Annotated in this window: 1 protein-coding gene; it reads left to right on the forward strand. The window is 63.0% G+C overall.

All coding sequences use genetic code 11. The features are described 5' to 3' along the window. Window positions 1-31: 31 nt before the first annotated feature. On the forward strand, window positions 32-13,965 hold a 13,934-nt coding region (locus tag Q0602_RS12945), incomplete at its 3' end, for a filamentous hemagglutinin N-terminal domain-containing protein (RefSeq protein ID WP_298843919.1).

Here is a 13,965-nt window from a genome sequence, read left to right on the forward strand (position 1 = left end):
ACACAAAAAGAGACGAAGGGACTAGTCAGCAATGAACGCCAAATCCAGCGGATTCCGTTACCTTGCCATCACCCTGATCAATGCGCTCTTCTGGCATCCGGTATTGGTACTGGCCGAGGGCATCGCCGTGTCCCCCGGCGGCGGCAACACGCATCTGGACCAGGCTGGTAACGGCGTTCCTGTCATCGATATTGCGACCCCCAATGGCAAGGGGCTTTCCCACAATACTTTCAGTGACTACAACGTCGACAAGCGTGGGCTGATTCTCAACAACGCCACGACCAAATGGCAAGACACCCAACTCGCCGGAAAGATCGTCGGCAACCCCAACCTTAGAGATCGGGCAGCGAGCCTGATCGTCAACGAGGTCAACGGTGGCAGTCCCAGTCGCTTGGCCGGCTATACCGAGGTGGCCGGAGCCCGTGCCAACGTGGTCGTCGCCAACCCCTATGGCATCACTTGCGACGGCTGCGGGTTCATTAACAGTCCCCATGTCACGCTATCGACCGGCAAGCCGATAGTCGAAAACGGTGAACTCGATCACTATGCCGTCGAGCAGGGGCGGGTGGCTGTCGAAGGGCTGGGGCTGGACGCGACCCAGGTCGACCAGTTCGACATCATCACCCGCGCCGCCAAACTCAACGCCGACATCCACGCCCATCGGCTGAATATCGTTACCGGGGCCAACGATGTCGATGCCGGTGACCTCTCCGCGACGCCACGCGAGGGTAAGGGAGCAACGCCTGCTCTGGCCCTCGACGCTTCGACGTTGGGGGGGATGTACGCCGACCGTATCTCCCTGATCGGCACCGAAGCGGGTGTGGGTGTCCGCGTGGCAGGCGATATGGCTGCCAGTGCGGGGGATATCCTCATCGATGCCGCGGGGCATCTGGAACTGTCCGACACCGCCGCGGCGCGGCGTCTGGACGTGCGGGCTGCGTCCATCGACGCTGAAGGACAGCTACGTGGAGAGCGGCGATTGGCAATCGATGCCACGGGTGACATGGCCCTCTACAGCAATGTCTCCAGCGCTGGCGACATCTCTCTCGAAGCCGGCGGCAAGATCACCCAGCGAGGAGAGGTGATTGCCGGTGTCGAGGAGAGTAAGCGTCACGAGGGACGACGCTTGACGGTGCGCGCCGATCGCATCGACAACCACGGGCGGCTGGATGCCACCCAGCAACTGAAGATCGATGGACGTGTCGCCAGCAACCATGGGCAACTGCTGGCCAACGAGATTGCGGTGACGGCCCGCGATGCGATCGATAACACCGCCACCATTCAGGGACAGAGAGTCAGTCTCGACACCGCATCGCTGCATAACGATCGGTCCGACGCCACGATAGCGGCCGAGCGGGACCTCGATCTGCGCGCGCCGCGGATCGTCAACCGGGGCGATCTGCGATTCGGTAGCGGCCAGGACGTCATTCTCGATATCGATAGTCTTGATAACCAGAAGGGCCGATTCCTGCTCGACGCTGGCGATCTCGACCTGAAAGCCGTCGAGCTCGTGAATGACGATGGCGTGGTTCACGCTGACGGGCTGTCAATGGCTGGCCAGACTCTGAGCAATCGCAATGGTGGCCTGATCGATGCCTCGGCCGGCGGTGCGAAGCTCGATTTCGATCGGCAGATCGACAACTCCTCGGGCCAGCTTCAGGCGACCGGCGCCCTGCACCTTACCGGCGGGGACGTTTCCAATCGCAGCGGGAAGATCTTGGCCGACACCCTTACCCTCGAAGGCGACTCGCTCGACAACCGTGGCGGCGAACTCCTCGGACGAAGCGCCGACGTCAGCATCAAGCAGTCGCTGGACAATACCAAGGGGCGTCTTGCGGCCACTACCGAGACGCTGACGCTCGATGTCGGCGGTGATCTCGGCAACTCTCGCGGCGTCCTTCGTGGCCATGATGCCCATCTCGAGGTCGGCGCGCTGACGGGCAATGCAGAAGGCCTGATCTCCGCGGACAACGGCGATCTCGACCTGACCACCCAGGGCGACTTGAACAGTGCCGCCGGCCGATTGCAGGCACAACACGACCTGACGCTCGTTGCCGGGCGCGGTATCGATAACAGCAGCGGCAACATCGTTGCCGATCAGGTCGATATCACCGGCGCCGAGCTGCAGAACCACCAGGGAGTCGTCAGCGCCGAGAAGAGAGGCCTGAGCGTCAGTCTCAAGAAGCGGCTCGATAACACGAAAGGTCATCTGCAAGCCATTTCCGGGGATGCCGACCTGGATGTCGGCGCACTCTCCAACCAGCACGGCGTGGTCTCCGCCCGGGCGGTGAATGTCTCTAGCCGGGGCGACATCGATAACGGCAGCGGCCATCTCTTCGCCGGTCAGGGCGCTCTCGTCGTGGATGGCGCGGGTGCACTCGGCAATGTCGGCGGGTCGATCGATGCCGGCGATGAGGCGCTTCAGGTGGTCACGGCGGGAGCGGTCGACAACGCCGATGGCGTGTTGCGCGGGGGAGCGGTCAATCTCGAAGTCGGCGCGCTGGCGGGCAACCGTGGCGGGTTGATCTCGGCAGACAATGGCGATCTCGAACTCGTCTCGCCGGGCACGCTCGATACCGCGGGCGGGCAGATTCAGGCAGCCGGTGACTTGACGCTGACCAGCGAGTCCGACATCTCCACGGACGCCGCCACCTTGATGGCGAAACGCATCGACGTGCGCGGTCACAGCCTGAGTAACCAGGGTGGGACCATCAGTGCCGAGGCGCAGGCTCTCGCCATCGAGGTCGCCGCAGGGCTCGACAACCGCGGTGGCCAGCTGCAGGCGGCACGCCATCTGGCGCTGACGGCGGGTGGCGATATCGGCAATCAGGATGGCGTCCTCGTCGCCCAGGGTATCGATATCGAGGGCCGCTCGCTGCACAACCGCAAGGGTGCTATCAGCGCCGAACAGGGCGCACTCGGCATCCACCTCGACGACGCGCTCGACAACGGCAGTGGCCAGCTGCAGGCGGCACGCCATCTGGCGCTGACGTCGGGCGGCGATATCGGCAACCAGGAGGGTGTCCTCGTTGCCCAAAGTATCGATATCGAGGGTCGCTCGCTGCACAACCGCAAGGGAAGTATCAGCGCCGGTCAGGGCGCGCTCGGCATCCACCTTGACGACGCGCTCGACAACAGCGGAGGGCGGATACGGGCCCAGTCGGATGCCATGCAACTGGCGATTGGAACGCTCACCAATGAGCAGGGGAATATCTCGGCGGCGTCAATCACTGTCGCCGCAGAGGATGGCATCGCCAACGCCGCAGGGCAGATGACGACGACGCAGGGCGAGCTGCATCTCCAGGCGTCGGGCGACATCGATAACGCGGGCGGTCGGCTGGTGGCCGAGCAGGGTGACGCAAGGGTTGCGGTTACTGGCGGAATCGACAATACCCAGGGCGCGATACTGGGCCAGAACGTCCATCTCGACGTGGGTGAGCTGAGCGGCAATGCAGAAGGCCTGATATCCGCCGAGAAGGGGGAGCTTGGCATCATTGCCAAGGGCTTGTTGAGCAATGTCGGTGGTCAGCTTCAGGCCCTGCATCGGCTGATACTGAATAGCGATAGCGACATTATCAATGACCTCGGCACCATGGTTGCCGACGGTATCGCAGTCGCCAGTCGCGCCCTGAGCAACCGGGGAGGTGCGGTCAGTGCCGAGAAAGCAGGCCTGAGCGTCAGTCTCAACAAGCGGCTCGATAACACGAAAGGTCATCTGCAAGCCATTTCCGGGGATGCCGACCTGGACGTTGGCGCACTCTCCAACCAGCACGGCGTGGTCTCCGCCCGGGCGGTGAACGTCTCTAGCCGGGGCGACATCGATAACGGCAGCGGCCATCTCCTCGCCGGTCAGGGTTCGCTCGTCGTGGATGGCGCGGGTGCACTCGGCAACGTCGGCGGGTCGATCGATGCCGGTGATGAGGCGCTTCGTGTTGTCACGGCGGGAGCGGTCGACAACACCGAGGGCGTGTTGCGTGGTGGCGAAGTAAATCTGGAAATCGGTGCGCTGGCGGGTAACCGAGGTGGCCTGCTCTCGGCAGACAATGGCGATCTCGAACTCGTCACGCCGGGCGTGCTCGATAGTGCGGGTGGGCAGATTCAGGCAGCCGGTGGCTTGACGCTGACCAGCGAGTCCGACGTCTCCACGAATGCCGCTACCTTGATAGCACAGCGCATCGACATGCGTGGCCACAGTCTGAGCAACCAGAAGGGAACCATCAGTGCCGAGTCGGAGGTTCTCGCCATCGAGGTCGCCGCAGGGCTCGACAACCGCGGTGGCCAGCTGCAGGCAGCACACCATCTGGCGCTGACGGCGGGCGGCGATATCGGCAATCAGGATGGCGTCCTCGTCGCCCAGGATATCGATATCGAGGGCCGCTCGCTGCACAACCGCAAGGGTGGTATCAGTGCCGATCAGGGCGCACTCGACATCCACCTCGACGGCGCGCTCGACAACAGCGAAGGGCGGATGGAGGCCCTGTCGGGTGCCATGCGACTGGCGACCGGAACGCTCACCAATGAGCACGGCGATATCTCGGCGACGTCACTCACTGTCGGCGCAAAGGATGGCATCGCCAACACCGCGGGACAGATGGCGGCGACGCAGGGTGATCTGTATCTCCAGACGTCGAGTGACATCGATAATGTTGGCGGCTGGCTGGTGGCCGAGCAGGGTAATACCCGGATCGGGGCTGCCGGCGGAATCGACAATACCCAGGGGGTGATGCTGGGCCAGAACGTCCATCTCGACGTGGGTGAACTCAGTGGCAATCGAACTGGCCTGATATCGGCCGAGCAGGGGGACCTTGATATCACCGCCAAGGGCTTGCTGAGCAATGCCGGTGGCCAGCTTCAGGCGCGGCACCGGCTGGCACTGAACAGCGGCGCTGCAATCGACAACCAGGCGGGGCACGTGATCGCGGATCAGATCGACATCCGCGGCGAGGCGCTCGACAACGGACATGGCGTGATCAGCGCCGAGCAGGGCGAGCTGGCGGTCGCGCTGGATCGGAAGCTAGACAACAGTGACGGTCATCTGCAGGCGCTGGCCGGAGATGCCCATCTCGATATCGGTGCCTTCACCAATACCCGGGGCGTCGTGTCCGCCAATGCGGTCACCCTCGATGCGCAGGAAGATATCGACAACGATCAGGGCCGTATCGTCGCCGGGGCGGGGAATCTCGCGGTGAAAACGGGCAGCGCTCTGCTCAACCAGGGTGGCTTGTTGCTGGGCGATGCGCTCGATCTCGTCGCGGCATCGCTGGCAAATGGTCAGGCGGGCATGATCGGTGCCCGTATCGGAGACCTCGAGGCCGATATACAGCATGCATTCGGCAACGATAGCGGGCTCGTTCAGGCCGCACGATCGCTGTCGCTCGACGCAGGCGAGATCAGTAATCGCAATGGCCGTCTGCTCGCTCGTGACATCACGCTCTCCGGCACGGCTCTGGACAATGGGGATGCGGGGATCGTCAGCGCCGATCAGGGCGACGCGACACTGACATTGAGCCAGCGTCTCGATAACGACGGCGGCCATCTCCAGGCATCCGGGCGACTGCAATACCGCGGTGGAGAACTCAGCAATCGCCAAGGCCGAATCGTCGCCGATGCGCTCGTGCTCTCTTCGGCTTCGCTGGCCAATACGGGTGGCCTGATCGCTGCCAACGCCACCGCTGCCGCCATTGAGGTGGGTGGTGTCCTCGACAATACCGGGGGGCAAATTCAGGCGCAGGACTCGCTGAGTGTTCATGCCACCACGCTGGACAACGCGGATGGCACGCTGGTGGCCAACGGCGTGGCGATCGACACTGCGAAGATAGTCAATCGGGGCGGCGCCATCAGCGCCGACCAGGATGATCTCCAGCTCGATGTCTCCGGCGCGTTCGACAACGGCGGCGGGCTACTGCAAGCGCTCAAGGGGGTCGTCTCGCTCGTTGCCGGTAGCTTTGCCAACCACAGCGGCGATCTGATCGGGCAGCAGATTCAGGCCGACATAACCCACACCCTCGACAATGGTGGTGGACGCCTCGCCGCTGAAGGCGCGGCGCTGGCCATCACCGCCGGTGGGGCGCTGGACAATACGCGTGGCGTGCTGCGCGGAGACGCGGTTCAGCTCGATGTCGGATCGCTCGAGGCCAATGCCGAGGGGCTGGTGTCGGCCGATGACGGTGATCTGAGAATGCTCTCCCGCGGCGCGATCAATAACGCGAGTGGTCAACTGCAGGCGCTGCACCAACTGACGCTCGCCGCCAAGAACGGCATCGACAACCAGTCCGGCACCATCATTGCCGACCGCCTCGATATCGAGAGCGATTCCCTGAACAACCACACGGGTATCGTTAGCGCCGAGCAGGGCGATATCGCTGTCAAACTTTCCGGCCTGCTGGACAACCGAGGCGGCCACCTGCAGGCGCGGGAAGGGCGCGCGGAGATCACCCTGGGGACCGCCGACAATAGCGAGGGCGTCGTTGCGGCCGATGAGATCGCGCTGCATGCGGCAGGCGACATGGTCAACGGCGATGGTCTGGTCGTGGCGAAGAATGGCGATCTGACCCTGGATGTGTCCGGCGAACTCGACAACGGCGCGGGCACGCTGTCGGGCCACGCCGTCTCACTTCTGACCGGGGCGCTGGGCGGGAATGCGAAAGGCCTGATCGCCGCGCTGACCGGCGATATGGACATCCATGCCGATAGCGCTCTCGACAATGCCGGCGGGCAGATCCAGGCCGCCAAGAACCTATCCGTGACAGCCGACGATGTTGCCAATCGTCAGGGACGCTTCATCGCCGACACGCTCACACTCGACGCTCGGGCGATGGACAACGCAGCGGGCGGCATCGTCAGCGCCGAGCGCGGAGATGCCGAACTCGTCGTGTCGCAACGCCTGAACAACGACGATGGCACCCTTCAGGCCACGGGTGCGCTGAGTTATCGAGGCGGTGACCTGAGCAGCCGTCGCGGCAGCATCCTGGCCGATCGATTAACGCTGAACGCGGCGTCGCTCTCCAATCGCGAAGGGCTGATCTCTGCCACTGGCGCCTCGGCCGATCTCGCTGTCACCGGTGCGCTCGACAATACCCAGGGCCGGCTCCAGGCAGGCAAGACGCTCGAGGTCGATTCGCGGAGTCTCAGCAACGACAAAGGCATCGTCGTCGCCGATGACGTGGCGCTGAGCAACAGGGGCTTGAGCAACGCCGGCGGCATCATCAGCGCCGAGCACGGCACGCTCGATCTGCACACGCGGGGCGTTCTCGACAACTCAGAGGGCACGCTTCGGGCAGCGAAAGGCAGCCTCGGTGTCACCGCTGTCGACATGCGCAACGGTCGCGGCGCTCTGGCGGGGCAACGGATCGATCTGACCCTCGACAACGCGTTGGACAACCACGCTGGCAGCGCAGTCGCCGCCGGTGCGCTGAACGTGACCCTGGGCAAGTTGCTGGATAACACGGCCGCCACGCTGCGCGCGGCAAGCGTGACCCTGAAGACAGGCACTTTCCTCAACGCCAAGGGAGGGCTCGTCTCAGCCGACGCAGGCAATCTAAAGCTCGTTGGCACCGAGGCCCTCAGTAACGCCGGCGGTAAGCTGCAGGCGCTGGACTCGCTGGATGTCGAAAGCCAGGGAGCTTTCGACAATACGGGCGGCACGCTGGTGGCCGACCGGGTTGGGGTCAGTGCCACCAGGTTGAACAATCGGCAAGGGATCGTCAGCGCCGAGCAGGGCGATCTGAACATCGATATTTCGCAGGTGCTCGACAACGCTCAGGGTCACCTGCAAGCGGGGTTGGGCAACGCCGGTCTGAAAGCCGCGGCCTTGACCAACACCGGCGGCGTCATCACCGCGCGTGCTATCGATCTCGATGTCCAGGGAGATACGGCCAACCGCGCCGGCAAGATCGTTGCCGGCCAGGGCAATCTGCGCCTAAGTGGCCAGGGTGTGCTGGATAACACCCGTGGCACGCTGGCCGGCCGTGCGCTCGATGTCGGTGTCGGCGCCATCGTCAATAGCGGCGGATTGATCGCGGCCCTGGCCGCCGCGGCAGAACTGCGTGTCCGCCATGCACTCGCCAATGCTGGCGGCCAGATCCAAGCCAAGCAGAGGCTCACTCTCGAAGCGGCCGAGGTCGGCAATCAGGGCGGGCACCTGCTCGGCCGCGACGTTCAGATGACGGCCGCCACGCTGAACAATGGTGACCAGGGTGTCGTCAGTGCTGCCCGAGGAGACGCCACGCTGACGCTATCGCAGGGGCTCGATAACGATGCGGGACGTGTAGAAGCACGTCACGGACAGCTCTCGCTCCCCGGTGGCATCCCGCTTTCCAATCGAGGCGGCACCCTGTTGGCGAGCCATTTGAAGGCCGACACGGCGTCACTGGACAACCGCGCCGGCCAAATCCTGGCGGACCGCCTCGACCTTCAGGCCGGGACGTTGGACAACCGCGAGGGCGGTCTGGTCGCGGCAGGCAAGGCAGGGGCACTGATTCGAGGCGATACGCTGGTCAATGACAACGGCCAGATTCAAGCCGAAGGCGTCATCGATCTAGCCATCGACCATCTCGACAATCGCCATGGCGCGGTGGTGGCGGATGCCATCCATATGCAGCAAGGGGCGCTGCGCAATGACAGCGGCGCCCTGCTGGGTGGCCAGGGTGGCATCGTACTCGACCTGCTCGGCGACATCGCTAACCGCAACGGCTTGATCGAAGCCGATGGCGGTGAAGTGGCGATCGAAGGGCGATCCGGCAAGCTCGATAACCGCGCGGGCTCGATCCGAGGAAATCGGCTGACGATCACGACGCCCGCACTCGACAACCGTGAGCAGGGGCAACTCGTCGGCGACACCGCGGGGGTTGCGGTAGACACACGCACGCTGGACAACCGCGATGGACAGATGCTGTCGCGTGGCGGTGACCTCGTGGTGAAGGCGGTGCAAGGCGATAACCGCAGTGGTGTGATGCAGGGCAGCCAGATCGACCTCAGCGGTGAGACGTTCGACAACGGTGACGACGGCCTGGTGGCTAGCCTCGCGGGACGGCTCAAGGTCGTGCTGCAGCGCTACCTGGGCAACGATGGCGGGCGCATGATCGCCAAGGGGATGCTGGATATCGACCCGCCAAAGGTCGACAACCACAACGGCCAGATGGCGGGCGATATCGTGCGCCTCGTAGCCGGTGACCTCGACAACAGCAATGGCGTCGTCGAGGCCCAACATGGCCTGACGCTGGATGCCGGCACGTTGAACAACCGGTCGGGAAGCCTGCGAGCGCTGGGCGGAGCGCAGAGCGAGGTGAGCGTGAGCGGTGCGCTGGACAATCGCCAGGGGAGTATCGAGCTCGCCAGCCGGGACATGGCGCTGAAGGCGGCACAACTGATCAATACGGCCGGCAGCGTGATTCACGCGGGGAGCGGATTGTTCGACCTGGCGCTGGCCGCTATCGACAACGCCAATGGAGAGCTCGAGGGGACGGGCGCCTTGAAGGCGCGGGTCGACGATATCGAGGACATAGGCGGGTGGCAAGCCAACGGGCCGCTGGAACTCGTCACTCAAGGTGCGATGACATTGGCTGCCGACGAGCGTCTCGCCAGTGCGGATGATTTGACGCTCGAAGCCGCCAGTCTCGATAACGCCGGTGAGCTGCTCGCCAATGGTGATCTCAGGCTGACGAGCCATGGCGACATCATCAACTCGGGCCATATCTCTTCCCGGCGGGATACGCATGTCGCCGGCGATGATCTCTCTCAGCAGGGTGGGCGTCTCGCCAGCGGCGGCAACGCCACCTACCGCCTGTCAGGAACACTGGACAATCTGGGACGGCTCATCGGGTCCGGCAATGTCGACATCGAAGCGGCAGGCATCGACAACCGCGGCACACTCGGTAGCCAGCAGAACCTGAGATTGGTCAGTCGGGGAAGCATCGACAATCAGGCCGACACGCTGCTGTTTTCCGGCGGGGACATGACACTCCGGGGCAAACATCTCTTCAACCGATATGCCGACATCTATAGCGCCGGCAATCTCGATGTCGCGCGGGATGACCAAGGTTCGCGCGCCGACCGCCTGGAAAACCGATCCGGCACGATCGAGGCCGAGGGGGATATTCAGCTACATGTCGATAATGTGATCAATACACGAGATGTGTTCGAGCTAAGAAAACGCGCTACGGGAGGAAAAATCGAGCGCGGTCCACGATATGGTTGCAATTATCACCGCTGTTTCGACTATATCATGACCGAGACTAGCGAAACGCAAATCACCCGGAACAGCCCTATTGCCACGCTGCTGGCGGGACGAGATCTTGATATCGACAGCCAAGGCAGCGTATCCAATCGCTATAGTCTGATAGGAGCCAATCGCGATCTCAGACTGAGAACCGGCTCGTTCGAGAACACCGGTGCTTCCACAGGGAGTGCGTCGAGGGAACGGCGATATGCTGTCGTTCTTGGAGGCCATGATGGTGAAACTTCCCAAGAGAAGCGCTTCTACAGAAATTTCATTGATCCCTGGAATGCGGCCAACGGCCTGGATGATCAAGGGAACCCCCTACCGACTCCTTTGGTTAGGGAAGATTTCGACGAATATATCAAGGGAAGATCGTATCTTGATCTGATTCACGACAATACGATAAATACCCCGGACGGTGATTCTGCGGTTGCAACGGTCCAGGCAGGCAATCGAGTTTCCATCGAAGCCTCCCAACGTATCGATAATGGCGATATTTCTACGCAGAAGCGCTCTCAGATAAGCGGAAAACTAGCTAATAATGAATCGGAAGAATCCGTTATCAGGCTAGACTACACGCCGACAAAGAGAACCGATACGCCTGCTGTCATTGCGGCAATCGATAAGGAAAAGGCACAACGTAAGAAGCCTTCGGGATCTTCCGACGATATTGGTTATCGAGTTGTCGATGGCAGCTCTGGCGCTGCGGCCGCTAGGCGTGACGTAGACGACACGAACGGCGCTGAGCAGCCGTCTCTGCGTCATGAGGGGGCTTATGCCAAGACGGATGTGGCTGGCGTGTCGAACGACATCGTCGCCCAGACATATCGCAAGGCGGATAGTCAAAACACGGCCCGCTCCGTGCAAGCGCGTGACGCCAAGGCCATCGACTCGAGTGTCGACTCCTGGTCGGATGCCGATGGCGTGCGTGCGGATATCGAAAGAGACCACTCCCCCACAGAAGTTCCGGGTAATGGCGGCGCCATTGCCAAGCGCGATCCGCTTCTCTTGTCACGCGGTGATGACGGCCGTGAGGCGATCACTGTGCAGCGCAACATATCCGTAGGTACATCTCTTCCTCCCGCAGCGGTTCCGGACAGTGGTAGAACCATAGCCAAGCGCGATCCGGCTCTCTTGTCACGTGACGGCGACGGCAGTGAGGCGATCACTGTGCAGCGCAACATACCTCTAGAGGCCTCTCTTCCCCCCGGAGCGGGCTCAGATGGTGACAGAGAGGTTGCCAAGCAGGATATGGCTCTCCTGCCACGCGGCGATGACGGCAGTGAGGCGATCGGTGTCCAACGCAATACGCCGGTAGAGGTGTCTTTCACCCCTGTCGACTACAGTAACGCGGATTTCGAGCGCGTCGTCCCAGCCAAACTCCCCACTTTCAGGCTTCCCCAAGGCGATTACGGGCTCTTCATCCAGAATCCGTCGCCCAAGAGCCACTACCTGGTAGAGACCAATCCCGAATTTACCTCGGTCGATCGGGTCAAAGGATCGGGTTATCTACTCGACAAGCTGGGTTATACCGATGACAGCGCCTACCGACTGCTCGGTGATGGACGTTATGAATCACGGCTGATTCGTGATGCCGTTCAGGCGCAGACGGGTAGCCGATTCCTCGATGCGCGCTTGACCGATGATGGAGACCAGTACCGCTATCTGATGGACAACGCCATCGCCGCGAGCGATGCCTTGAACCTGACGCCGGGGGTCGCGCTGACGCCCTCTCAGACGGCAGCGTTGACCCACGATATCGTCTGGCTGGAGCCCCAGCAGGTAGCGGGAGAAACCGTACTGGCGCCGGTGCTCTACCTGGCCAAGGTGGACGCACGCAACGTACGCGGCAACAGCTTGATCCAGGGCCGTGATATCGACCTGATCGCCGGTGACGATCTCGCCAACGTCGGCACGATTCGCGCTTCGCGCGACCTCAATGCCCGTAGCGGCGGCAGCATCTTGCAGGCGGGGCTGATGGCGGCGGGTAACAACCTGACGTTGACCGCGAAGGACAATATCTACAACAACATCGCGGGCGAGATCCGTGGCAGAACCGTCGACCTCACCACGCTCAAGGGCGACATCGTCAACGACAGATCCACCGTCGAGAGCGGTAGCGCGCTGAAATACGAGACCTTCCTGGGACAGGGAGGGCTGATTGCGGCGACCGATGGGCTAAGCGTCTCGGCAGGACGAGATCTGATCAACCGAGCGGATCTCGTCAGCGGTGGCGACATCGATCTCTACGCTGGGCGTGACCTGAACCTCGCTGCGGTGCAGGACGTTCGTGGAGAGGACTTCACGCGGGGTTATCGGCGCTCCTCGAGCGTCGAACAGCAGGCCAGCCGCGTGACATCGGCACGTGACATCCATCTGGCGGCGGGACGTGACATCGATATCGTTGCCAGCCGTGTCGATGCCCGAAACGATCTTTCGGCACTGGCGGGACGCGATCTTCGTGTACGCTCGGCGGCCGATGTACACAACAAAGAGCATCACTACCGATCTTCTCGAACCCGCAAGGATGTCGTCGACACCCATACGCGCCAGCAGGGAAGCGAACTCAGCGCCGGCGGCGATCTCTCCCTGATTGCGGGCAATGACCTGACTGCGCAGGCCAGCCGTCTCAAGGCTGGTGATCAGGCCTATCTGGTCGGCGGCAACGATGTAGCGCTCGTAGCTGCCAACGATGAGGACTACCACTACTACTACAAGAAGAAAAAGAGTGGCGGGATGATCAGTCGCAAATCGATGAAGCGCGACGAAGTCACCGACACCCGCGCGGTCGGGACGACCGTCGAGACCGGTGGTGACCTCACCATCGCCAGCGGCGGGAACCAGACTTACGAGGCCGCCAGGCTGGATAGCGGTGGGGACCTCAGCCTCACCAGCGGCGGCGGCATCACCTTCGCCGGGGCACTGGATACTCACACAGAGTCTCATGAGAAGAGCAAGAGCAATTGGGCGTGGCAGTCGGCCAAGGGTAAAGGCCAGACCGACCAGACGCTGCGCCAGAGTGAGCTGCTCGCCCAAGGGCAGACGCTGATCCAGGCAGCCAACGGCCTCAACATCGACGTTAGCCACATCGACCAGCAGACGGTCAGCCAGACCATCGACGCCATGGTCACTGCCGATCCCGACCTCGCTTGGCTCAAGACGATGGAAGATCGCGGCGATGTCGACTGGCGTGCGGTCAAGGAGATCCACGACAGTTGGGACTACAGCCAATCGGGGCTTGGGGCTGGCGCGGCGCTAGCCATTGCCATTGTCGCTGCCGCCGTGGTGGGCCCGGCAGCCGCAGGCATGGTATCGACCACGACGGCCGCAGGTGCTATGGCTGCCGCTGCGGTCGGTGCTGGTGCAGCCTCCCTGGCCGCCACCGGCGCGATCAGCCTGATCAACAATCGTGGCGACCTGGGCGCCACGTTCGATGACACGCTCTCCTCCGACAGCCTCAAAGGTGCGTTGATCGCCGCCGCCTCGGCGGGCGCCGCGCAAGGGCTGGACACTGTCTGGGGCGGTTCCACGGACATCGCCAACGGCCAGACTACCGGCTTCAATCTGAGCGATTGGGGCGATACCGGGCGCTTTGTCGGCCAGCGCGCCTCGCAGGCCGTGGTCGACGCCGGGCTACAGACGGCCATCGCCGGCGGCGAGTTCGACGAGCATCTGCGGCAGACGTTGCAAGGGGCGGCCAGCACCGTGCTGGAAGCCACCCTGTTCAACCAGGTCGGGGACCTGGGAGC

This window comes from uncultured Salinicola sp. (assembly GCF_937921195.1).
Classification (GTDB): Bacteria; Pseudomonadota; Gammaproteobacteria; order Pseudomonadales; family Halomonadaceae; genus Salinicola.